At 63.2% G+C, this 23,088-nt stretch carries 23 protein-coding genes and 1 pseudogene; 9 read left to right on the top strand and 15 right to left on the bottom strand.

What is annotated here, in order from left to right:
* Positions 1-79: 79 nt before the first annotated feature.
* Positions 80-982, top strand: a complete 903-nt coding sequence (locus PMM47T1_RS28730) for a helix-turn-helix domain-containing protein (protein ID WP_008372181.1) — start codon at positions 80-82, stop codon at positions 980-982.
* A 462-nt stretch (positions 983-1,444) separates the two neighbouring features.
* Here the strand turns inward: PMM47T1_RS28730 and PMM47T1_RS19715 are convergent, their stop codons facing one another.
* Both PMM47T1_RS19715 and PMM47T1_RS19720 read right to left on the bottom strand, forming a co-directional pair.
* Positions 1,445-2,152: an RES family NAD+ phosphorylase gene (locus tag PMM47T1_RS19715; RefSeq protein WP_008372186.1), complete on the bottom strand. Its 708-nt coding sequence runs from the start codon at positions 2,150-2,152 to the stop codon at positions 1,445-1,447.
* Complete coding sequence (locus PMM47T1_RS19720) at positions 2,145-2,816, bottom strand: hypothetical protein (protein ID WP_008372188.1); 672 nt, start codon at positions 2,814-2,816, stop codon at positions 2,145-2,147. The genes PMM47T1_RS19715 and PMM47T1_RS19720 overlap by 8 nt, the downstream gene beginning before the upstream one ends.
* Before the next feature lie 220 nt (positions 2,817-3,036).
* On the opposite strand from PMM47T1_RS19720, the gene PMM47T1_RS19725 reads away from it, so the two are divergent.
* The gene (locus tag PMM47T1_RS19725; protein ID WP_008372190.1) at positions 3,037-3,990 is read left to right on the top strand and encodes a YncE family protein; all 954 of its coding nucleotides are present in this window, start codon (positions 3,037-3,039) and stop codon (positions 3,988-3,990) included.
* A 39-nt stretch (positions 3,991-4,029) separates the two neighbouring features.
* Here PMM47T1_RS19725 and PMM47T1_RS30405 read toward each other — a convergent pair.
* Positions 4,030-4,181: pseudogene (locus tag PMM47T1_RS30405) on the bottom strand (IS5/IS1182 family transposase); the annotation flags it as partial.
* A 179-nt stretch (positions 4,182-4,360) separates the two neighbouring features.
* Between PMM47T1_RS30405 and PMM47T1_RS19730 the strand changes: the two are divergent.
* The 3 genes from PMM47T1_RS19730 (at position 4,361) to PMM47T1_RS19740 (ending at position 7,060) form a co-directional block, all read left to right on the top strand.
* Positions 4,361-5,584, top strand: coding sequence for a zinc-dependent alcohol dehydrogenase (locus tag PMM47T1_RS19730; protein WP_008372193.1), 1,224 nt, complete (start codon positions 4,361-4,363; stop codon positions 5,582-5,584).
* Between the two features lie 361 nt (positions 5,585-5,945).
* Complete coding sequence (locus tag PMM47T1_RS19735) at positions 5,946-6,803, top strand: SDR family oxidoreductase (RefSeq protein WP_008372195.1); 858 nt, start codon at positions 5,946-5,948, stop codon at positions 6,801-6,803.
* 23 nt (positions 6,804-6,826) lie between these two features.
* Positions 6,827-7,060, top strand: coding sequence for a hypothetical protein (locus tag PMM47T1_RS19740; protein WP_043301295.1), 234 nt, complete (start codon positions 6,827-6,829; stop codon positions 7,058-7,060).
* A gap of 51 nt (positions 7,061-7,111) precedes the next feature.
* Here the strand turns inward: PMM47T1_RS19740 and PMM47T1_RS19745 are convergent, their stop codons facing one another.
* From PMM47T1_RS19745 to PMM47T1_RS19800, 12 genes are read right to left on the bottom strand one after another with little or no spacing between them, the layout of a single operon-like run.
* Positions 7,112-7,357 carry a hypothetical protein gene (locus PMM47T1_RS19745; protein WP_043301279.1) on the bottom strand — a complete coding sequence of 82 codons (246 nt, stop codon included), beginning with the start codon at positions 7,355-7,357 and terminating at the stop codon, positions 7,112-7,114.
* 1 nt (position 7,358) lies between these two features.
* Positions 7,359-8,000: a cytochrome c oxidase subunit 3 gene (locus tag PMM47T1_RS19750; protein ID WP_157213053.1), complete on the bottom strand. Its 642-nt coding sequence runs from the start codon at positions 7,998-8,000 to the stop codon at positions 7,359-7,361.
* Positions 7,987-9,582, bottom strand: coding sequence for a cytochrome c oxidase subunit I (locus tag PMM47T1_RS19755; RefSeq protein WP_008372204.1), 1,596 nt, complete (start codon positions 9,580-9,582; stop codon positions 7,987-7,989). The genes PMM47T1_RS19750 and PMM47T1_RS19755 overlap by 14 nt, the downstream gene beginning before the upstream one ends.
* The gene (coxB, locus tag PMM47T1_RS19760; RefSeq protein WP_008372206.1) at positions 9,579-10,523 is read right to left on the bottom strand and encodes a cytochrome c oxidase subunit II; all 945 of its coding nucleotides are present in this window, start codon (positions 10,521-10,523) and stop codon (positions 9,579-9,581) included. The genes PMM47T1_RS19755 and coxB overlap by 4 nt, the downstream gene beginning before the upstream one ends.
* Positions 10,520-11,308 (bottom strand): SCO family protein, encoded by a 789-nt coding sequence (locus PMM47T1_RS19765; protein ID WP_008372208.1) that lies wholly within the window; start codon positions 11,306-11,308, stop codon positions 10,520-10,522. Before PMM47T1_RS19765 ends, coxB begins: the two co-directional genes overlap by 4 nt.
* On the bottom strand, positions 11,298-11,654 hold the full coding sequence (locus PMM47T1_RS19770; RefSeq protein ID WP_008372211.1) for a hypothetical protein: 357 nt from the start codon (positions 11,652-11,654) through the stop codon (positions 11,298-11,300). Before PMM47T1_RS19770 ends, PMM47T1_RS19765 begins: the two co-directional genes overlap by 11 nt.
* On the bottom strand, positions 11,647-12,606 hold the full coding sequence (locus PMM47T1_RS19775) for a hypothetical protein (RefSeq protein WP_008372213.1): 960 nt from the start codon (positions 12,604-12,606) through the stop codon (positions 11,647-11,649). The genes PMM47T1_RS19770 and PMM47T1_RS19775 overlap by 8 nt, the downstream gene beginning before the upstream one ends.
* Positions 12,603-13,130, bottom strand: coding sequence for a c-type cytochrome (locus tag PMM47T1_RS19780; protein WP_008372214.1), 528 nt, complete (start codon positions 13,128-13,130; stop codon positions 12,603-12,605). The genes PMM47T1_RS19775 and PMM47T1_RS19780 overlap by 4 nt, the downstream gene beginning before the upstream one ends.
* Entirely contained in the window at positions 13,127-13,639 is a 513-nt protein-coding gene (locus PMM47T1_RS19785; RefSeq protein ID WP_008372216.1) for a DUF3341 domain-containing protein, read from the bottom strand. The genes PMM47T1_RS19780 and PMM47T1_RS19785 overlap by 4 nt, the downstream gene beginning before the upstream one ends.
* Positions 13,632-14,975, bottom strand: coding sequence for an NrfD/PsrC family molybdoenzyme membrane anchor subunit (gene nrfD / locus PMM47T1_RS19790; RefSeq protein WP_008372218.1), 1,344 nt, complete (start codon positions 14,973-14,975; stop codon positions 13,632-13,634). The genes PMM47T1_RS19785 and nrfD overlap by 8 nt, the downstream gene beginning before the upstream one ends.
* Positions 14,972-17,824: a TAT-variant-translocated molybdopterin oxidoreductase gene (locus tag PMM47T1_RS19795; protein ID WP_008372220.1), complete on the bottom strand. Its 2,853-nt coding sequence runs from the start codon at positions 17,822-17,824 to the stop codon at positions 14,972-14,974. The genes nrfD and PMM47T1_RS19795 overlap by 4 nt, the downstream gene beginning before the upstream one ends.
* Positions 17,821-18,477, bottom strand: coding sequence for a cytochrome c3 family protein (locus tag PMM47T1_RS19800; protein ID WP_043301298.1), 657 nt, complete (start codon positions 18,475-18,477; stop codon positions 17,821-17,823). The genes PMM47T1_RS19795 and PMM47T1_RS19800 overlap by 4 nt, the downstream gene beginning before the upstream one ends.
* Positions 18,478-18,666: 189 nt before the next feature.
* Between PMM47T1_RS19800 and PMM47T1_RS19805 the strand changes: the two genes are divergently transcribed.
* The 4 genes from PMM47T1_RS19805 to PMM47T1_RS19820 all read left to right on the top strand — a co-directional run bounded on the left by PMM47T1_RS19805 (position 18,667) and on the right by PMM47T1_RS19820 (position 23,086).
* On the top strand, positions 18,667-18,921 hold the full coding sequence (locus PMM47T1_RS19805) for a hypothetical protein (protein ID WP_008372223.1): 255 nt from the start codon (positions 18,667-18,669) through the stop codon (positions 18,919-18,921).
* A gap of 165 nt (positions 18,922-19,086) precedes the next feature.
* Positions 19,087-19,518, top strand: a complete 432-nt coding sequence (locus tag PMM47T1_RS19810; protein WP_008372225.1) for a hypothetical protein — start codon at positions 19,087-19,089, stop codon at positions 19,516-19,518.
* A gap of 108 nt (positions 19,519-19,626) precedes the next feature.
* Entirely contained in the window at positions 19,627-21,981 is a 2,355-nt protein-coding gene (locus PMM47T1_RS19815; RefSeq protein WP_043301280.1) for an FdhF/YdeP family oxidoreductase, read from the top strand.
* A 151-nt stretch (positions 21,982-22,132) separates the two neighbouring features.
* Complete coding sequence (locus PMM47T1_RS19820; RefSeq protein ID WP_008372229.1) at positions 22,133-23,086, top strand: LysR family transcriptional regulator; 954 nt, start codon at positions 22,133-22,135, stop codon at positions 23,084-23,086.
* Positions 23,087-23,088: the final 2 nt, after the last annotated feature.

Raw genomic sequence — 23,088 nt, forward strand, 5'->3', positions numbered from 1 at the left:
TTTCAACAGGTTACAACGCCTGCCGGCAACCGGCATGGCAATTGCAATTTCAGTCCAACCCCTTCAAGCAGGTTGTCTGATGCAGCAGTTTTTTCAGTCCGCCGACATGGCCGAACATGCCAGCCACCTCAGTGGCTGGGACCAGCGCTACGACCAGTTGAGCAACGGCCCCCTCGACGCCGCCCTGTGGGTGCGCGACGTGGGCAGCGTGCGGCTGTTTCGCGAGCGCCTGAGCCAGGCTGCCATCCAGCACATGCAATTGCCGCGCGACCACCTCAACCTGATCGTGCCGCTGGTGTGGCCGCAGCGGTGCAGCCAGCAGCCCTGGGTGCTGGACGGCGTCAACCTGCTGCCCAACCAGCATGAATTTCGCACCGTCACCGGCGCCGGCATGGACGTGCTGGGCCTGTCCATCCCCTACGCCGAACTGACCGACCTGCTCAGCGACAGCACCCTCGCCCGCTGCCGCGCCAACCACGCCGTGCAAGGCGTGGCGCTGGCCTCGGCGGCCCATGAGGGCGCGTGCCGGGAACTGGTGGAATTACTGATGGCGCCGGCGCACGACGCGATCAAACCTCGCCTGCTGGACCTTACGGCGCGCCTGTTGTCCGAACTGGACGAGGTGCCCGCGCGCCCGATCAGCTTTACTACCCGCCAATACATCGTGCAGCGTTGCCACGAACTGGTCATGGACGCCCCGCAACACGCCGGCAACCTGGTGGACCTGTGCAAACGCCTGAAGATCTCCCGACGCACCTTGCAATACAGTTTCCAAAGCGTGGCTGACGTCAGCCCGATCCAGTACCTGCGCTCCATCCGACTCAACGAAGCACGCCGCGCCCTGACCCGCCATCCCCAGGCGCGCATCAGCGATATCGCTGCGCAATGGGGGTTTGAGCACACGAGTTATTTCTGCGCACAGTATCAGAAGTTGTTTGGGGAAAAGCCATCGACCTGTCGGGTTGGGAAAAGGGACGCTTGAAAGAGCCGCACGCATGAATTCATGACGAATGTCAGCTTATTTCAGCGGTGATCTCGTTTTGGAAACCTAGGCGCCAAACCGATAGTAAATGTCGGCCCACTTCAGAGCATCGTGCTCGATGCCAACAAAATTTTGGACAGATGCGCACATTTGCTGATTGCGCTCATTAAGCAACATCTGGCTCCCCTGCTGCACGATACGTGCGCTGGCTGGGGCGTATGAAATGCGTCCCTGTCCACCAATGCTGCGTTGATACCTCCCTCGTCGCTGCCGAGCATCACCCTATAGTGGTCAGACTGCTTCGACTGTCGGTGCTGTATAAGCCTTTTACGAAGATTAACGCTGATGCCCACCTTCAGAAGCTCGCCCTGATCAGTGACGATCTCATAAAGACCAGGGGCCGTAGGCACGGCCGCTTCGATCTCAGAGAAACGAATCACAGGACACTGTTCGACCATTCGTTCAGTTTTTCCCTGCAATGACGGCGACACCAATCCGATCTGCTAGATCGAGCACCGCGTCGTAGACAATCGGATCGTCTACCAGGCTGCGCGAAACACCTTGTGGACGAAGCGAACCTCCGGGAATACGGTCACCAAAAAGAACTACAGCTCGTGCAGAATCGTCTTGCCTGGATACCCAATACAAGCCTTGCACATCCGGGCTTTGGCGATGGATCGCTTCGGCCCATTTGCGCGTCGCCGGGTACTGATCCTTCTCGGTGTCGATCAACTGCTTACGGGTGATGCCCAATTTGCGCAGGGGAACGCTGGACAGATCGACCAATTGCAGCGGTTGATCGATCTGGACAGCGGAGTGCACCTGTCCAGCTAGCTTTATTTTATCGAAACTCTTGAAGCCTGGCGTATGGGGAACATCGTGAAAGACGGTCTCCATCAAGGCGCACTCTATTGTCGTACCACCATATAACGTTGGAATCGCCTGCCCCTGTTCATTCTGGATTGGGCTGAAACGTGCGTTGCCCCGCACGCCTGGGTTGAATTGATCGGGCTGGTATTTGTCGTGGTGCACGCGATGGAGCATCACGCCTTTAGCCATTTCAGTGAACGTGACGTGCAACGTAGCCTCAGGCGCCGGAGTCACGGATGCCGCCGAATCATCCGACGGCGGAGCCCCACGTTCACTGCCCTTAGCACTGCGCTTAGCCATGGGCGATGCCTTGAGTCTCGTCCAGTGCCGCGTCTATCACTCGGTCAGGTACCGATGCCAATAGGTCTTGGGGCTTTTTGCCGCCCAAAAAACTGTTGTCTGAACGGAACCAGTAAGCCATACCCCAGCTGTCCTTGTGCCCCTCGAAAATCTCAATGACTTTGGCCAGCGCCTTCAACGGTCGGTAGCTTGTATCCGGGTCCAGACCGTAACCGGGGAAATAGTCGACCCCACCATGATTGATAGCGAAGATCTGACCTTGCTTTTTCCACTTGTTGGGCTGGGCGCTGGGGTTTCGGGTACTTAACTGCGCCACTTGTGCAATGTCGGCGGCGGTTAGCCAGTCGCCACTCTCTAAGACCGCCTTGCGAGCTTGGACCAGCATCGCCGCCTCCTTGAGCAAACGGGGCGAAGGCGGCTTACGCGTAACAAAGACTTCGGCCAATCGTTCCAGGGAATTCAAGTCTTGGCGCTCCTGGAAAACCTCGTACATCGAGGACGCCACATTTGCGAAATTCTCAGCCAATGCTTCGAAGACGTTGGGTTTGATGTGATCGAAAGACACGACCAGCACTCGATCCGCATGCGAGCGGCTCAAGCTAGCCCGAGCCTCCTTAGGTGTACCTACCAAGGTGGAGACGCCCGATTGCTCTGTAACGCTCATGGAAAATCTCCTAACCAGTTATCTACGCTATCAAATCCTAGCATATCTTTGATAACCCTAGCTCTGACCTTAACCTCCATTCATCCGGATGCATAGATAGAGTTGGCGAACCACACGCCCCGGTCGAAGGGGCTTGGGCAATCGACTTGAACTAAAGCCCTCGCGAGGCTCTCCATCAATACATTCAACGCTTGCTTACCGTCAGCACAGGATGAATCTGATGAACCTCAAACACAGCGCGGGACAAGAGATAATCGCTGTCGACAAACAGGGCCAGCAGGTCCTGTTCCTGGACCCCGAGAATCTTTCAGTGCTCGCTGCCATCACCGAGCTGCCATCACGGCCCCATGAATTGCTTGTGCTTGAGCACCTACGTAAGGCCTACGTGCCGATCTACGGTGACGGCATACACGGCGACAACCCCCACCCGAACCACCAGGTAGCGGTAATCGACCTTGATAGCCGCCGCCTGAGCGGACTCATTGAAACCCTACCCTATGTGTCACCCCACACGGGGCGCCTGGGCCGTGATGGCCTGGTGTACTTGTGCTGTGAAAACAGCGCGACGATCCTCGCCATAGACCCTGCCCAGGACAAGATCGTGGGCCATATCCACGTCCCCTCGAAGAATGTGCACCGCCTCACGCCGCTGCGACACGCAGACCAGCTATGGGCGGAAAGCGAAGAGGATGGCCAACTCTATGCCGTTGACCTGCGCGGGCCCGGCCAGGCTCCCGAAACCCTGGCAATGCCAGGCCCCTTGAATGGCATCGACGCATCCCCCCTGCATCCCTGGGTGGTGGCCACCGCGCAGGATCGGCCGGTGCTGTACGTCGTGGACACCGAGCAGCACCGCCTGCTGCGCACCCTCGAACTTCCCGGGCACAAGCGCCCCGGGCAGGTGGTGCGTTTCAGTCCCGATGGCCGATTACTGGCGGTCATGGGTGACTTTGAACCGGTGGTGAGCTTTTTCGATGAAAACCTGCAATGGCTGTTCAATGCTGAGTTAGGTGACAAGCCATTGGACGGCTGTTTTAGTCCTGCGCAGGATTATTTGCTTGTGGCCAATGAAAACGACGCCACTGTGAGTGTGGTGGACATTGGCAAGCGGAGCACTATGGGGCATGTGCCGGTGGGAAATGGGTGCGAAATTCTCGCTTACTTCCAGCGCTAGGATCGCGGACGAGGGGGCGCTTGCGCCCGCTCCTCAGTGTTAAGAGTGCAACTCACCCATACCCTTCAGCTGTTTTCGAGCCATCCACAGATTCGACAGGGCGAACAGCGCTATCCGCTAAGCTGCGTTGTTCATCAGCCCACGAAAGCGCCTTTTCACGTAGCCAACTGACGCTTGATTACCCGAAAAGGGAGATCACCACCCTGACCACCTCCCGCTGCGGTCCGGGATGAACGGATGATGCAAGAAGCGACTCAAGGCAAGCAGTTCGGTCCAAGCACCCTTCCTGTCAAACCGTCGGTAACGGCGTTGGAACTTACAGCCGCATCGTTCCCTCATCTATCTATCCCAACAAAAGGACGATCGCATCATGAGAGCACTCACTTACCACGGCGCCCACGACGTCAAAGTCGATACCGTTCCGGATCCGGTGTTGATCGACTCGGACGACATCATCCTGCGGGTTACCGCCACCGCTATCTGCGGATCGGATTTGCACTTGTACCGCGGCAAGATACCCCAGACCGAACATGGCGATATCTTCGGCCATGAGTTCATGGGCATTGTCGAGGAAGTGGGCAGTGGGGTCACCGCCCTCCAGCGTGGCGACCGGGTGGTCGTACCGTTCGTGATTGCCTGCGGCAGTTGCTTCTTCTGCCAGCATGATCTGTTTGCCGCCTGCGAAACCACCAACACCGGACGTGGCTCCATTATCAACAAGAAGAGCATCCCGCCTGGCGCGGCACTCTTCGGTTTCAGTCACTTATATGGCGGCATCCCCGGCGGCCAGGCCGAATACGTGCGCGTACCCAAGGCCAATACCGGCCCCTTCAAAGTACCTGGTACCCTGGCGGACGAGAAGGTGCTGTTCCTCTCCGATATTCTTCCCACGGCGTTCCAGGCCGTGAAAAATACCGAGATTGGCGCCGGCTCCAGCATTGCCATCTATGGCGGCGGACCGGTTGGCCTATTGTGCGCAGCGGTGGCCCGCATGCTCGGCGCAGAACGCATCTTCATGGTCGACCACCACCCCTACCGCCTTGCGTATGCCCAGCAGACTTACGGGGTCATCCCGATCAATTTCGACGAGGACGACGACCCGGCGGACACCATCATTCGCCAGACGCCTGGGTCGCGAGGCGTGGACGGGGTGGTCGACGCCGTGGGCTTCGAAGCCAAGGGCAGCACCACCGAAACCGTGCTAGCCACGCTCAAGCTCGAAGGCAGCAGCGGCAAGGCCCTGCGCCAGTGCATCGCCGCGGTGCGTCGCGGCGGCGTGGTCAGCGTGCCCGGCGTGTATGCCGGGTTCATCCACGGTTTCATGTTCGGTGACGCCTTCGACAAGGGCCTCACCTTCCGCATGGGCCAGACCCACGTGCAGCGCTACCTGCCTGAACTATTGGGGCATATCGAGACAGGAGCACTGGCTCCGGAAGCCATCATCACCCATCGTTTATCGCTGGAGCAGGCGGCCGAAGGCTACAAGCTGTTTGACAAGAAAGAACAAGATTGTCGAAAGGTCATCCTGACCCCGGGCCAGGGCACCATCCCCTACCCCGTTTCTGACGTGCCGGACGCTACGCTCGCTGTCTGAGACCGGCGCGCAGAAGGAAGGCCGATCAAGAGAAACGGACTGCTACGGCGTTTCATCCTCTGGATCACCTTCGGGCTCATCATCGGATTGATGAGCCGCCGTCTTCCCCGGCTCGTTGACGTACGGAACCCGTTGGGACCTTGTTCTTGCGCGTCGGCGCCAACACATCAGCCCAAGCAGTTTAATCGGTTGCATGAGGCGCCCTCCCGAGCTGTGTTTACAAAAGCGAGTAAAGGACGCACGGGAAAGTTCAGTGCAATTGGCCCGCGCCATTCGTCGAGCCAGCCGGTAGCCCGACTCAACCTTTGGCGCGCGAATGCCTCTGAATCACATGAGTCATCAATCCAGAGGAGAAGCGATCATGCGCGAATACCCACGACCACCCTTCCCCAGCCAACCGCAAAGCGTCCCAGGCTCGCAACGCAAGATGGACCCGGCCCCCGACTGCGGCGAACAGAGCTACCAAGGCAGCGGCCGGCTGGCTGGCAAGGTCGCGCTGATCACCGGTGCCGACAGCGGCATCGGTCGCGCTGTAGCCATCGCCTTTGCCCGTGAAGGGGCAGACGTGGCCGTGGCCTATCTGGACGAGCATGAAGACGCCCGCGAAACCGCCCGCTGGGTTGAGGCCGCAGGCCGCCAGTGCCTGCTGCTACCGGGTGACCTGGCGCAGAAGTCGGTGTGCCAGCAACTGGTCGATGACACGGTCAAAGAGTTCGGCCGCATCGACGTACTGGTCAACAATGCCGCGTTCCAGATGACCCACGAGCGCTTCGAAGACATCAAGGACGAAGAGTGGGTGCGCACCTTCGATATCAACATCACCGCCATGTTCCGCCTGTGCCAGGCCGCCCTGCCCTTTATGGCGGCAGGCAGTTCGATCATCAACACCAGCTCGGTGAACTCCGACACGCCCAAGCCGACCCTGTTGGCCTATGCCGCCACCAAGGGCGCAATCGCCAACTTCAGCGCCGGGCTGGCGCAAGTGCTGGGCGAGCGCAATATCCGGGTCAACAGTGTGGCGCCGGGGCCCATTTGGACCCCGCTGATCGTGTCGACCATGCCCGATGAGGAAGTGACCCATTTCGGTGAACAGACGCCCCTGGGCCGACCCGGTCAGCCGGTGGAGGTCGCCCCGATCTACGTGCTGTTGGCCTCGGACGAAGGTAGCTACATTTCCGGCACTCGCTACGGTGTGACCGGCGGCAAGCCGATCCTGTGATCGACTGGGTGCAATGGCCGGCAATGGCCGTCACCTTGCTCGCCGCCTGGTTCACCGGGTCCACTCAGGCCCGGCGGCGGATCATCGGCTTCTGGTGTTTTATCCTGAGCAACGCTTTGTGGGTTATATGGGGCTGGCATGACCATGCCTGGGCCCTGATCATCCTTGAAGCGGCCCTGGCACTGATGAATCTGCGCGGTTTCCGGAAAAACCTGGGCATGCGCCGGGCCCAGCGTGGCAACACTGAACGGCAGTGACCGACGGGACCCGCCCTGGCTCATCTGCAGCCCCTCCCCACACCGGTTCCATCAAGACAGGCGTGTGGCCTGTTCGGTGAGCATGAACGCCGCCATTACCAACAGCCAACCCAGGTACACCACCCCGAACACTCGTACCCAACCCCGTGCCTTGCCCACCTCCAGCCAACACACCAACAGCAAGCCGAACTGGGCACCGGCAGCCGCCATGACCAGGCTGGCGCTGTGGCCCGCCACCCGCACCTCGACCAGCAACAGCAATAGCAGTATCCAATACACCGCCCAAGGCCGTGGCATGTCAGCCCCCCACCAGGTACAGAACGGGAAACAGCAGCACCCAGATACCGTCCACCAGGTGCCAGTAGAGCCCAGTCATTTCCAGGCGCAGGGCATTCGCCGGCAGGCACAACCAGCCCCGACCCAAAGCGATGCGCAGGTACAGCACCAGGCCGACACCGATCAGCAGGTGCAGGCTGTGCAGCAGCGTGCTGCAAAAGTACAGGTTCATGAACAGCCGCGCCGACGGCTCTGAGACCGGGCTGGGCAGGCCGAAACCAGGCAGCACGCCTTCGCGGTACTCAAGGGTGTATTCCAGCACCTTGCCGGCGAGGAAGCCCAGCCCCAGCAGCACCGTCATGTTCAACCCGCGCAGCAAGGGCTGCATGCGTCCGGCGCGGCAGGCCTCCAGCGCCAGGGTCATGCACAGGCCGCTGGTGATCAGCACCAGGGTGTTCCACGCCGCCAGCCAACGATGCAGGCCGGCCACCGCCTCACCCACACCTGCCGGGTGCTGAAGACGGTAATACCAGGCGATCAGCATCAGACTGCCGAACATCATGGCTTCGCTGGCCAGGAACAGCCACATGCCCAGCCGCACGGCCTCGCGCTGCTGGGCCATGGCCACGAAGGCGCCGCTGGGGCGGGCCTCACAGCGGTCCACGGTCGGCTCCCGGTGCATAGTCGTAGGCCTCGAAGTCCACGGTCACGGGGCCGGCGAAGTTGTGCTCGGGCGGCGGCGAAGGAATGCGCCACTCAAGCCCCGCCGCTTCCCAGGGGTTCATGGGGGCGCGAGCACCGTAGCGCAGCGAGCCCAGCAGGTAGAAAAACGGCAACAGGTAGGCCAAGGCCAGTATCGAGGCACCGGCCGAGGACAGCACGTTGAGGAACTGGAAGTCCGGCGAATAGAGATGGGAGCGCCGGGGCATGCCCAGGTAGCCCAGCAGGAACTGCGGAAAGAACGTCAGGTTGAAGCCGCAGAACACCAGCACCGCGGTGATCTTGCCCCACAGCGCGGAGTAGAGCCGGCCGGTCATTTTCGGCCACCAGAAATGCAACGCGCCGAAGTAGCCCGCCACCGCCGCACCGACCATGATGTAGTGGAAGTGTGCCACCACGAAGTAGGTATCGTGGGCGTGCAGATCGGCGGCCAGCAACGCCAGAAACAGCCCCGTGGTACCCCCGACCAGGAACAGCCCGATGAAGGTCAGGGCAAACAAGAATGGCGCGTTGATCACCAGATCGCTTTTGTACAGGGTGGCAGTCCAGTTATAGGCCTTGATCGCCGACGGTATCGACACCAGGAAGCTGAGCAGCGAGAAGAACAGGCTGGCGTACATGGACTGCCCCGCCACGAACATGTGGTGCCCCCACACCAGGAAGCCGATCAGGGCGATGGCCACGCTGGACCAAGCCACGAAGGTATAGCCGAAGATACGTTTGTGTGCCGCCGCCGTGACCAGCTCGCTCATCACCCCCATGGCCGGCAGGATCATGATGTACACCGCAGGGTGGCTGTAAAACCAGAACAGGTGCTGGAACAGCAGCGGATCACCGCCCAGGGCCGGGTCGAACACGCCGATATGAAACAGGTGCTCGGCCGCCACCAGCAGCAGGGTCACCGCCAGCACCGGCGTGGCCAGCACCAGGATGATGGAGGTGGCGTACATGGCCCAGATGAACAGCGGCAGGCGCATCCAGGTCATGCCCGGCGCCCGCAGGGTGTGCACGGTGGCGATGATATTGATGCCGGTGAAAATCGACGAGAAGCCAGTGATGAACACCCCGCAGATCACCGCCACCACGTGGCCGTTGCTGAACATCGTCGACAGCGGCGTGTAGAAGGTCCAGCCGGTGTCCACCCCGCCCAGCAACAACGCCAGCAGGGTGAACAGGCCGCCGCCCACCAGCAGGTACCAACTGAACAGGTTCAGGCGCGGGAAGGCCATGTCGCGGGCGCCAATCATGATCGGCACCAGGAAATTGCCGAACACGCTGGGGATCGACGGAATCAGGAAGAACCACACCATGATCACCCCGTGCAGGGTGAAGGCGCGGTTATAACCGTCGGCGGTCAGCAGCTCGCCATTGGGGGTAATCAGCTCGATGCGGATCAGGCTCGCCGCAAGGCCGCCAACGAAGAAAAAGAAGGTCACGGCAATCATGTACAACACGGCGATGCGCTTGTGGTCACGGGTGGACAGCCAGCTCCACAGCCCCTGCCGCTCATTGAGGTAATTGATCATCGGGCCTCCGGAGCAGACGTGGGGGTGAGGGAGCGGATATAGGCCAGCAGGCGCTGGATGGTTTCTTCGTCGAGCAGCCCGGTGTAGGTAGGCATGATCGGGCCGTAGCCGGCCACGATCTGTTTTTGCGGCAATAGCATGCTGTCGCGCAGGTACGCGGCGTCGGCCAACACCTGACTGCCGTCGTTCAAGGCTACCCGCCGGCCGTACAGCCCGGTCAGCGGCGGTGCCAGGCCGCTGTCGCCGTCATGACAACCGCTGCAGCCATATTGACGGAACAGCACCTTGCCCTGGGCGGCCAGGTCGTCCAGGCCACCGGCGTTCTGTAGCCAGGCCTGGTAGTCGCCGGGGTCCAGCACCACCAGGCGCGCCAGCATGGCGGCGTGATCAGTGCCGCAGAACTGCGAACAATACACCTCATAGGTGCCGCTGTGCGCGGCCTCGAACCAGAGCATGGTGTAGCGCCCCGGCAGCACGTCCTGCTTGATGCGCAAGGCGGGGAAAAACAGGCCGTGGATGACATCCTCGGAAATCATCGTCAGCTTCACCGGCCTGTGCGCCGGCACGTGCAGGGTATTGATCTCGCGCTGCCCGCCGTCGTGCTGGAACTTCCACATCCACTGGCGGGCCGTGACCTGTATTTCCAGGGCATCATCGGGTGGCGTGCGGGCCTGGAAGAACAGCCGCGCCGACAGCCCGAAGATCACCAGCGAAGCCAGGAACGGCAGCACGATCCAGGTCAGTTCGATGCGCAGGTCACTGCTGGGCCGGTGGTCACGGTCCGCCGGCCGGCCGCGCCGATAGCGCCAGATAAACACCGCCAGGGCCACCAGCACGGGCAGCACGAACAGCGCCATCATGGCCGTGAAGCCGATCACCAGATGGTCCACCCGCACCGCGTAGTCAGACGCCTGGGCCGGCCACAGGCGCATAAAGCTCATGACCGCCGCTCCTGGCGCAGACGGCCGCCGATAAAACCGGCGAGGATCAGCACGGTGAGGCAGCCCGCCACTTGCAGAGCCACAATGATGCGGCTGCTGTACAGGCCCGTGTGCGGATCGTAGTGGTAGCACAGCAACAGCAACTGATCGCCCAGGCTGCCGAGCCTGCCCTGCCCGGCTTCGGTCAGGGCCAGGCGCAGGTCATCGGCCTGGTACCCCAGGCCGTACAGCCAACGCGACAGGCGACCGTGCGGGGTGACCACGGCCACGGCCGAACTGTGGGCGTACTGCCCGATCGCCGGGTCGTACCGGTAGCCAAAGCCCAGCGCCTGCATCAACGCTGTGCTGTTGGCCGCGCTGCCGGTCAGCAAGTACAACTCTGGGCTGTTGGCCATGGCCGGCCAGCGCGGTTGCAGCTTGGCCTGTTCCTCGCGGGCGGCTTGAAGGTGTTCGCGCGGGTCAAAGCTGACCGCAATCAGCCGGTAGTCACGGCCCAACTGGTAGCGCAGGGGTTGCAACTGGCTGAACAGGGTCGACAGCGCCGCGCCGCACACGTTGGGGCAGCGAAAGTACAACGGGATCAGCAACGTGGGGCGCTGGCCGAGCACATCGCCCAGGCGCACCGTCTGGCCACGCTGGTCGGTGAACGTCAGGTCGGCAGGCAGCGCCTGACCGATGCGTGACGTATCGATGCCGGCGGCGGCAAAGGGGTCAAACGGCGCATCGGCGCGAGCCCAGGGCAGCACGGCCATGCAGATCACCAGCAGCCCCCCCTTAATGCGCATCGGGCCACCCCCGCTCAATCAACAGCCGCTGGGCCTCGGCCAGGGGCACGCGTACGATACCCTGGTCGCGGTCGACCCACCCGTAGCTGTCCCGTTGCTGCAGGGCCCTGGCGCGGAAGGCTTCGCCGTCAGCAAAGGGCGTGGCCTGCAAGCGCGGCTCTGGGGGCAACAGGCGTTCACGTTCCAGGCTACCGAGCACGGGTTGCTGGCGGGCCGCCTCATCGCGCAGATAGCCGAGCAGCAGGGCAACGGCGCCACCGCAGAGCAGCACGGCCAGCAACAATACCAGCGCGGCCAGCCATACCCGTGCTTCCCGGACCGGGTTGGCTTGGTAGCGCTTACTCATGGTCAGCCCTCCTGCGCACCAGCCAGGTGCCGGCCACGGCCGCATACGCCCAGACGCCCAATAACCCGAGGCCCAAGGCATCCAGGCCGCCGAGGCCGGGCAGCACCAACCACAGCGCCTCCACGGCGCCCAGCAACAGAATCAACCAACAAGCGCCGTTGAGCACGGGCGGGCGCAAGCCCAAGGGCGAGGCCAGGACTACCAGGCAAGCCAAGTGCAGGCCAAACAGCAGCGCTGTGACCGGTGCCCAAACGCCCGTGCCGCGCAGGCGGTACCACAGGGTTTCGGCGGGCAGGCGAGTCCAGTCGGTGATCAGGTACTGCATGAAATGCAGGTACAGCCACAATGCCAGCGCCGCCACCAGCAGGCCACGCAGCACCGCCGCAGGCGTTCCGGGCGCGCGCACCAGACCGGCCAGGGCCAGGGCGCCGAGCAACTGACGGCCCACCACCAGCAGACCGAAAATGCTCGAGTCCAGGCCGGTTTGCAGGGACATCAACCAATCAATCGCTGCCAGACTGGCCAGCAACACCAGCGCGATCACGCCCGGCGCGGGACGCCGGGCCAGCCGCAGCAGCCCCCACCACGCCACCCCGTACAGCAACGTGCGCAACACGAAAAACCAGGGCGACAGCCACAGGCCGCGAAAACCGCTGCCCGGCATCTGCGCCCAGGGGTACAGCCAGTGCACGCCGAGCACCATAGGCAACAACAAAGGCACGATCCACGGCACCCAACCGCTGCCCATTGCGATGCCTGGCGCCAGCATGGGCTGCCAGGCGCCGCTGATCAGCGGGCAGACGTAAGCCAGCAGCAAGCAACCCAGTGCCAGATTGACCCACACCAGGGCGCCGGCCAAGGTTGCGCCCAACGCCGCCTGGGGGTGCCACAGCCCCGCCACCAGCAACAACAGCGCCGCCAGCATTCCGCTCACTGCGCGCCAGCGCTTCATCGCAACTGCCCCTGCACGGCCTGCCGCTCGCGAGCAGGCAGGCTCGACAGCGACAGGTGCTGGCCCAGTTGCAGCGCGCGGATGTGAGCGACAATGGCCCAACGATCAGCGGGGGCGACCCGGGCGGCATAGCCGAACATCTGTCCGTGGCCCTGGGCGATCACCTGCAACAAGTAAGCATCGGGGGCTGCGATCAAGCGCGCCTGGGTGAACGCTGGCGGCGTCGGAAAGCCACGGCTTACCACGATGCCATCACCCTGCCCGCTCAGGCCATGACACGGGGCACAGTAGATCTCGAAGCGCTGCTGGCCGCGTTCCAGCAAGGCGGCGTCCAGTGGCGGACGCTGCGCCAATCGTGCCTGCTGCGCAAGTTGGCCGCGGTCCACGCTGCCCACCGGCGGGTCGCGCTGCACGTTGCCAATCAGCGGCCCGGGACGGTATTCGCGGGTCTTGGCCTGCCGCGACATGTCATCACAGGCGCTGACCAACAGTGCCATCAGCACCAGCAGCGGCCAAGACTTCATGACAGCACCTCGGTCACCGACAGCGCGCGGATAGCCAGCCAGTCGCCCGTGCGCTGGCGCTGGAACAGCGGGTCGTCGGCCAGGATACACAGCAGGAAGCGATCATCACTGGCGCGCACAAACACAGGCGCCTCGAACAGCGGATGATGCAGGCGCGGCAAACGCGCCTGCCACAGCAGGCCAATCACGCTGGCGACCGCCGCGCCCAGCACGCTGAGCAAAAAGGTCACAATCAGCAGCGACGGCCAGTGCACCAGCGGCCGCCCGCCTACATTGGTAGGCCAGGCCAGGGCCGTAGCCACTTGCAGCACTACCCCGGTGGCCGCACCTGCCAGTGCCCCGCCGGCGCCCAGCCAACCGACTCGCGGAGCCGGCGGCGCCAAGGCCTCCACGGCAAAGGGCGCAAAGGCTTCAAAGCGTCGGTAACCCAGCGCCCGGGCCTCACTCACCGCCACCACCAGCTGGCCCGGCTGGTCAAATTCAGCCAGCAGGCCCCAAGGTTCAGACATAGCCGTCGCGCTCCTGATGCAAGGCCTGCTTGACCTCGAACGCCGAGACCATGGGCACGGTGCGCAGGAACAGGCTGAACGGCACCAGAAACACACCAAAACTGCCGACGAACAGCATCCAGTCCCAACGGGTTGGCGCGTAACCGCCCCAGGCCGACACCAACCCGTCGCGCGTCTGGGGCGGTATCAGCAGCATGTAGCGCTCGGCCCACATGCCGATCAGCACCAGCAAGGCGACGCTGCCCAGGCCCCAGGGGCTTTGCCGCACCCGCCGCACCCACAGCGCCTGCAACACCACCACGTTGCAGACGATCGCCAGCCAATAGCTCCAGGCCGCCGGCCCAGCCAGGCGTGCCATCAGCACTTCCACCTCATGGGGCTGGCCCGAGTAGAACGGCATGAACAGGTCGGTGAGGTAGCCGTAGGCGGTCAGCCAACCGGTGGCCAGCACCAGGCGTCCGAGCATGTCCAGGTGCCGGGGCGTGATCAGCACCTCGATGCACAGCAGCCAGCGCAGGCCGATGGCGATCAGCGTCACCATGGCGAACCCCGAGAACACCGCGCCAGCCACGAAATACGGCGGGAACACCGTGGAGTGCCAGCCGGCCTGGCTGCCCATGGTCAGCAGGAACGAATAACCACTGGACACCGCGAACACCAGCGGCACCGCCAGAATCGCCAGGGTGCGCGTGGCCCGCCGCCACAACGCCCAGTGCCCCTGGGAGCCGCGCCAGCCCAGGGCCAGCAGGCCGTAGGCAACCTGGCCCATGCGTGAGTGGGCGCGGTCTCGGGCAGTGGCGAAATCAGGCACCGCACCGATGAACAGGAACAGCACCGATACCAATAGATAGGTGAGAATGGCGAACAGGTCCCAGGCCGTGGGGCTTTTGAACTGTGGCCACAGCCCCATTTCATTCGGGTATGGCAAGGTCCAGTAGAACAGCCAGGGGCGGCCAAGGTGCAGGATGGGGTACAGGCCGGCGCACACCACCGCCATCAGCGTCATCAGCTCGGCCAGCCGGTTGAGGGTGTGGCGCCAGGGCCGTTCGATCAACAGCAGCAACGCCGAAATGAAGGTGCCGGCATGGCCGATCCCCAGCCACCAGATGTAGTTGAGAATACCCAGGCCCCAGTGCACCGGCTGGTTGTTGCCCCAGATGCCCACGCCCTGGCTGAACAACGCCGCCACCGTCGTCAGGTACAGCGCCAGCAATACCAGGCCAATGCCGAACAGGCCGCGCCAGGCATTCAGGCGCACAAAGTGCTGCAGCGGCCCGAACACGCGCCGCGACACCTCCTGGTCGCTCAAGTCCTGGGGCAGAAAATGCCCGGTCATGGCTGGCGTTCCTCGTCGATGCGCGCCAGGTAAGTGGTACGCGGGCGGGTATCCAGCTCCTCCAGCAAGCGGTAATGACGGCCCGATTGGCGAGCGCGCGCCACTTCACTGTCGGCACGGCGGATGTCACCAAAACTGATGGCCTGGCAGGGGCAGCTCTGCTGGCAGGCGGTGGTCACCTCGATAGCATCAGTGCCGGCGATCTTGCTGTCGATGCGCGCGGCGCTGATGCGTTGCACGCAGTAGGTGCATTTCTCCATCACGCCACGGCTGCGCACCGTGACCTGGGGGTTGCGCTGGGCCTGGATCGTGGGGGCGGCGTCGGCACTGTAGTCCAGCCAGTTGAAGCGGCGCACCTTGTAGGGGCAGTACGAGGCGCAGGTACGAGTGCCGATGCAGCGGTTATAGACCATCTGGTTTACACCGTCCTGACCGTGCTGCGTGGCATTCACCGGGCAGCCCACTTCGCAGGGCGCCTGCTCGCAGTGCATGCAGGGCAAGGGCTGGAAATGCGAGCGCGGGGCGTCCAGCGAGCCCTGGTAGTAATGGTCGATGCGCAGCCAGTGCATGGCCCGGCCCTGGGCCACCTGTTCGGGGCCGACCACGGCAATGTTGTTCTCGGCCTGGCAGGCCACCACGCAGGCATTGCAGCCGGTGCACAGGTCCAGGTCAATCACCATGCCCCACTGGGGACCCACGGCCGTGGCGTCGTGGAACAGCAACTCGGGCGCCCCCAAGGATTGGCCCGGCGCTACGCTGCGAATCGGCGATTCATGGCCAGGGGGCAGTTGGTGATGCAACTGGGTGCTGGCCAGTGCCAACGATCCATCCAGACGCTCCAGCGTCGCTACCTGGTTCACTGCGCCCAGCGCTTGCGCCGGGTAACCGAGGCCATTCCCCACCCGTCCGGCGCGCTGCCGGCCGTAGCCGGCATACAACGCCACCACGGAGTCGGCCTGCCCCGGCTCGACCCACGCCGGGCCTTCGATGATTTGGCCCGGTAGCGGCACCCGTACACGATCGCCGTTGGCCAGGCCCAGGCGCTCGGCCAAGGCCGGTGACACGCCGATGACGTTGCCCCAGGTCAATTTGCTGATGGGTTTGGGCAGCTCCTGCAGCCAGCCGAGGTTGGCCAGACGGCCATCCCACACACACGGGTCGGGCAGCACCCGGACTTCCAGGCCGTTGACCGGAGCGCTTTCGGTCAGAAGTGGTGCACTGTTGGCCGTGACGCTCACCGCAACCGGTGCTGGGTCGGCCCAGCCTCGGGACAAGGCCTGCTGCCAGGCGTTGTCGTCCAGCGCCGCCCAGGTTTGCCGGACGATGGCGTGGGCGTCCGCATCCCGCCCTTGCAGCAACTCCACCACCTGGGCCAGGGTGCGCGTGGGGTACAGCGGGGCCATCAAGGGCTGCACGATCACGCTGCTGCCATCGGCGGCGCGGGCATCGGCCCAGCCGTCCAGGGCGTGGCTGAGGGGCAGGTGCCAATGGCAGTCACGGGCGCTTTCGTCGTGATACAGCCCGGCGTGGATACGCAGGGGCACATGCTGCACCGCGTCACTCAGATGCCAGTGGGCGGGAGCGGTGTTCACGGGGTTGCAGTCGAGCATCACCAGCACCTGTACCTGATTGGCCGCCAAGGGTTCAAGCAGGTCGTGCAATGCCGCACCCTGGTACTGCGGCGCTATGTAGTCCACCGTCACGCCTTGGTTGCACAGATGCTCATTAAGGCGCAACACCAGCGCCTGCTGGTCCACCGGTGCCTGGCTGTCGAGGCTGACCAGGCAACGCGGCGCCCGCGCCTTGAGGGCGTTGCCGGCGTGCCTGACCCAGGCCTGCTCGGTGTCGCTCAGGGCAGCCAGCCCTGGCTCACCCGCGCCTAACTCGGCGGCCAGGGCGCGCAGCAACATTGGCCGACGCGACGGCGCCAGGCGCAGGCGTTCGCTGGCAGCGGCCGAAGTCAGGGTCGGCACGCTGTCGGCCACCAGCACCTGAGCGCGCCCTTGGCCCTGCCCTGCGGCCCGGCGCCGCGCCGCCCAGCCGCGCTGGTTGACGGTTTGCCAAGGCCCGGCGCCCAGCCAGTCATCATCGAAACTGACCACGGCCTCGGCATTGGCGCGCTGCCAGCGCGGCTGCAAGGGCTGGCCAAACACCTGGCGGCAGGCGTCCTGCACTGCTGTGGCTGCGAAGGGTTCGGCCAGATAGAGCCGGGCCTTGGGCCAACGCTGCATCAGTTGCTGCAATTGGCGTTGCAGCGTGGGTGAGCCGTTGGCACCCAACACCACGTGCAGGCCATCGCCCGCCGTGCGGTCTAGCTGCCCGGCGCAGGCCAGCAAGGCCCCTTGTACTTGCCCCCAAGCGGTTTCGCGGCCCTTGTAGCGCGGCGACTGGGAACGGTCTGGGTCGTACAGCTGCAAAATCGCCGCTTGGGTGAACGCGTCGCAGGTGCCACCCGAGGCCGGATGGTCAGGGTTGCCCTCCAGCTTGATCGGCCGCCCCGCCGTGGTGACGCCGAGCACCGGTTGCGCTACCCCGGCAAAGGGCACCGCCGTGGCGTACACCAGGGTTTTGCCGGGCACCTGGCTCTCGGCTTGCACCACCCTGGGCACGGATTCGTCCGGCGTCTGGCCGCAGGCCGCCAGCCCAGCCAGGGCTAGGGAAGCGGCCATCAGTTGCAGAAAGCGGCGTCGGTCCAGGGTGGGCGCCAGGCCGGGAAACTCCGCCGCCACCCAGGCCTGGGCCTGCGCGCTGTCGGCCAATGCCTCAAGGCCGCGCCACCAGTGCTCGCCACTCAGGCGCGCGTCGGCAAGCTGCTGGCGCAGCGCGCCCAAGTCCGGTTCGCGGTTCATCGGTGGCATACCGCGCAGTCGGTAAGGCCGCGGGTATCAATATGGTAGGCCTGCATCAACTGTTCGCCCAGCTGGCGCCGGTCAGCGGGTGGGGTCCAGCTCATGCTGGTGACTTGGTCGCGGGGCCGCAGGTTGGGTGCCGGGTCACGATGACAGTCCAGGCACTGGCCCATGTTCAAGGGTTCGGCCTTGGCAATCAGTGGCATGCGGTCCACCCTCCCATGGCAGCTGACACAGGCCACCCCGGCCTGTACGTGCACGGCATGGTGGAAATACACATAATCGGGTAGTTTCACCACCCGTTGCCAGTGCAGCGGGGTGTTATTGGCCAGGCTGCGGCGCAAGGGCGCCAGCACGTCGGCATCGGTGAACAGCTGCGAATGGCAGCTCATGCAGGTATGGGTAGGCGGCAGCCCGGCCTCGGAGGAGGTCTCCACGCTGGCATGGCAATAACGGCAGTCGATGCCCAGGTCGCCCGCATGGTGGGCATGGCTAAAGGGCACAGGCTGATCCACCACCCAGCCACGCTGGGTCCGATAATCGGAACGGTCGAACATCAACACCACCATCAGGCTACCGGACAAGGCCAGGAAGACGCCAGCCAGCGTCAACCGCAACCAGGTATCAGCTGAGCGGCTGAAGATCTGCGCCATGGCCAGGGTCCGTTTGTTGTTGATTATTCGGCCTGTGGAGGTGCCAAAGAGTTCAGTGGCCAAATACTAAAAGCTGTCCTTTTCCTGATGACAACCTTGGAATGCCCGCCTCGTTCGGGTCAGGCCGATGCAACGATGTTGCAAATGGCCTGTCATGAGTGAACCTGCGTTGAAAAAGCTGGAGGGGTGATGGACAGCGTTGAAGATACCCTGATTGCAGATCTTTTTGTCGCACTGCACTTACTGCGCCAGCGGGTTGAAACCTTCGAACGTTACCTGGAGGGCCATTCACCGGCTTTGCGCGGCCATCAGACCCCGGATTCGCATGAATCGCTGCTGCAATCCCACGCCCAGCTCACGGCGCAACTGAGCGCGATGGAACAGACCCTTGCGGCGCTAGCGGAAGCCATCGGCCAGCGGATTGAAATTGATCGTGGTCGATGATCCTGTGTGCGGTAGATTGCCATTGGTCACGCCGCGGGAATTGGGCGAACCTTTGAACCGCTCCCTACGCAGAAGTCTTACGCGTGTAGACCCCCTGATCACCTCGACTGAACGTTATTTCTTCCTCATGCCTCTACTGTTTCCACGTACACGGAGGCGACCGAAATGATTAATTCGGCAACAGGAATGAAACCGGGCGAACGTTACGGCATTAACAGCGGACAGCAGCCCCCTCGATTCCCAGGCTTTTTCCTCGACGGCAAATACTTCCTGGCTCCCGAATTGCTGACCGCAGTGGGTTGGCTGGAAGGGCAGACGTTTCTCTACGATCACCTCGATGGCACGGGCGCCCCGCTGTTTGCCGATCGAATCGCCGGCACTATTGAAAACCTTACCCTGACGTTGGCGGACGGTGCGCAGTTGCCAATAGAGGCGCTGGAAAACCAGCCCCTGGGAGAACAACAGGCAAACGAGGTTGAGGACGACGTGCAGCAAGCGCCGCGCAAAGCGCCCGCCTTGTTGATCATCGTTGGCGGCGTGACCCTGGGCCTTTTATGTTGTGTGCTGTATCGCCGGGCAAGTATCCATCGCGCCTGAGCGTCATCGAAGCCCTGCCCGATCGACACCCGGTTTGAACCTTTATCGCCGGCTGGCCTTCGTACGGTATAGACACCCTGTCTATTGGTCACCGCGCCGAGGCCCACCATGCACCTTCTTCACCCGCAAGCCCGTTACCGGCCCTATACCCATGCGTCGGGCGGATGGGGCTCGGCGCAGTCAGTGATGACCATCCTGTGGCGCGAGCAGGCGCTGCAGCGTGCCCCACTGGCACTGCTGCGGCAAAACAAGCCCAACGGCTTTGCCTGCGTGAGCTGTGCCTGGGCCAAACCGGGCAACCCACATGCTCTGGAGTTCTGCGAAAACGGCGCGAAGGCCACCGCCTGGGAGTTAACCACCTACCGGACCGGGCCCGATTTCTTCGAACAGCACACCTTGACCGAGCTGCGCGACTGGAGCGACTACGCTCTGGAACAGCATGGGCGCCTCACCCATCCCCTGCGATACGACCCCGCGTCCGACCGCTACCTACCCACCCGTTGGGCACAGGCCTATCACGACATCGGTGCGCAACTACGCCAGCTGAGCCCCAACGAGGTGGTGTTCTACGCCTCCGGCCGCGCCTCACTGGAAGCCTCGTTCATGTACCAACTACTGGCGCGTGCCTACGGCACCAACAACCTGCCGGACAGTTCCAACATGTGCCACGAAAGTACTTCGGTTGGCCTGCAGGAGAGCATTGGCGTACCCGTGGGGACGGTCACGCTGGCCGATTTCGAGCTTACCGACTGCCTGTTCTTCTTCGGCCAGAACGTGGGCAGCAACAGCCCCAGAATGCTCCATCCGCTGCAAGCGGCACGCAAGCGCGGGGTACCGGTCATCACCTTCAATCCGATTCGCGAACGTGGCCTGGAGCGCTTCGTCAACCCGCAATCACCTGGCGAAATGCTCGGCCCGCAGTCCACGGTGATCAGCACGCAATACCATCAAGTGGCGATCGGCGGTGACACCGCTGCAGTCATCGGCATGGCCAAGCACCTGCTGGCGATGGACCAGCTGGCGCGTGCCGACGGACAGCCTGCGGTGCTCGACCACGACTTCATCGCCGAACACACCCAGGGCTTCGAAGCGTTTGTCGCCGAGGTGCAACGCCACCCCTGGGCCGAACTTGAACGGTGCTCTGGCTTGAGCCGCAGCGCGCTGGAAGCGGCAGCCACGGTGTACGCACGCAGCCAGCGAGTGATGGTGGTCTACGGCATGGGCATGACCCAGCATCGGCATGGCGTGGAGAACGTGCAGATGCTGGTCAACCTGCTCCTGATGCGCGGCAACATCGGCAAACCAGGCGCCGGCATCTGCCCGGTGCGGGGCCACTCCAACGTGCAAGGCCAGCGCACCGTGGGCATCACCGAAGACCCGGCCAAAGTGCCAGGCGACAAGATTGAGCAGCTGTTCGGTTTCAAGGTGCCGCCACTCAAGGGCACCAGCACCGTCGATGCCTGCGCGGGGGTGATCGAGGGTAGCATCAAGGGGTTTATTGGCCTCGGCGGTAACTTTCTGCGCGCGGTGCCCGACACTCATCGTATGGAGCCGGCATGGTCCAACCTTGAGCTGCACGTAGAGGTGGCCACCAAACTCAACCGCACCCACCTGGTACCCGGCAAGCGGGCATGGCTGCTGCCCTGCCTGGGGCGCATCGAAATGGACCGTCAGGACGAGGTCGAACAGGTTTACAGCACCGAAGACAGCACCGGCTGCGTCCACGGCTGGAAAGGCACCAGCGAACCGGCTGGCGAGCACCTGCGATCCGAGGTAGCGATTATCGCCGGGCTGGCCGAAGCCACCCTTGGCGACCGCGTGCGCATCCCATGGGCCGCGTGGCGCCGGGACTATGCCTTGATTCGCGCGGCAATCGGCGAGGTCTACCCGCAGATTTTCCACGACATGGAAAGCCGCATGTGGGAACCGGGTGGTTTCCACCGCCCACTGCCCGCCAGCCAGCGCCAGTGGAAGACCGACTCGGGCAAGGCGCAGTTCATTGCCCCGCGCAGCCTGAACGAGGACAGTGACGTTGAGATAGACCCTACCCGGCGCGACGTGCTGCAACTGATGACGATTCGCAGCAACGACCAGTTCAACACCACGGTGTACGGCTACGACGATCGCTTTCGTGGGGTGAAAGGCACCCGCAGCGTGATCTTCCTCAACCACAGTGACGTCATCCGCCTGGGCCTGGCGCCCGGTGACTGGGTAACGCTGCGCACGGCCATCGAGCCTGAGGTCAGGCGCCAGGTAGGCCCGTTCCAGATCATCGCGTACGACATCCCAGCGGGCTGCGCGGCCGCCTACTACCCGGAATGCAATGCATTGGTGCCGCTGTGGCATCACGCCGAACGCAGCAAAGTGCCGGCGGCCAAGTCAGTGCCCATCACCCTGCACGCCGCCCTGCCTTCGGCTGCCGACCGGGCCCACGAACTTGCCCGGAGTGACCAGGTTGTTTGACCTGGCCAATGGGGCCACGGCGCTATTGGCCGTCCGTGTTCAGTTCGCCACCACCATCAGCTTTCACATCGTGCTGGCTGCCTTCAGCGACCGCTTGTTAAAAGTGGTAGGGTCGGTGGCACAATAATCGTGAAAAAGAGGTTGCAGCACAATGAAGATCCACCAGCTTCGTTCATTGCTGGCCATTTTCGAGAACGGCAGTATCCAGGAGGCATCCCGCGTCCTGCATATTTCCCAGCCGTCGCTGTCGCGCGGTATCAAGGAGCTCGAAACCGAGCTTGGCGTACACCTGCTGGTGCGCTCTAACCGCGGTATCACGTTGACCGAGTACGGTGAGCACTTGGTGTCCAGGGCAAGGCTGATCGTGGAGGAGGTACGGCGAGCCAAGGACGAAATCGAAACGCTCAAGGGCAGCATGGACGGGCGCGTGGCCATCGGTGTGTCACCGGTGACGCCCAGCGCCCGATTTGTCGATTGCCTGACACGCTTTCGCCGGCGTTACCCCAACGTCAGCCTCGAAATCGAGGAAATGCGGCCGAACAAGCTGATCGAGGCGTTACGCGAGGGCCGATTAGACCTCGTGCTGACGTCCCACGGAAACCGCAACCTGGACGGTTTCAACTGCGTGGATCTGTATTACCAGCCCGGTGCGCTGGCGGTAAGGCATGATCACCCCTTGCGCGAATGCAGTTCATTGCCCCAATTGCGCGAACTGCCCTGGATCATGCCGGACCCACTTGCCGAATCGCCGTTGGTCAACTTCTTCAGGGACAACGGCCTGGCGCCCCCCAGGAACCTGTCAGCGTGCAACTCGCTTGTCATGTACCTAGAGCTTGCCACCTCAAATGACGCAGTCAGCTACTGGTCCTTGCGCCACTTGGCGCTAGGCAGCCTACGCAGCAGCCTGAAGGTGTTGCACATCCACGAAACCATTCCTGGCTTCAATATGGTAATGATCAGCCGCAGTGCCGATTACCTGACCCGGAAGCGGCTGCGCTGTCTGAAGAAATCGTCTATGAGTTTTTCGGCAACAAGAACATCCCTGCCCAGTGTATCGACCAGCACTTCCACGCGGCCGATGCATTGTCACCAGGGTACTGAGTAGCC

This window comes from Pseudomonas sp. M47T1, assembly GCF_000263855.1.
GTDB lineage: Bacteria > Pseudomonadota > Gammaproteobacteria > Pseudomonadales > Pseudomonadaceae > Aquipseudomonas.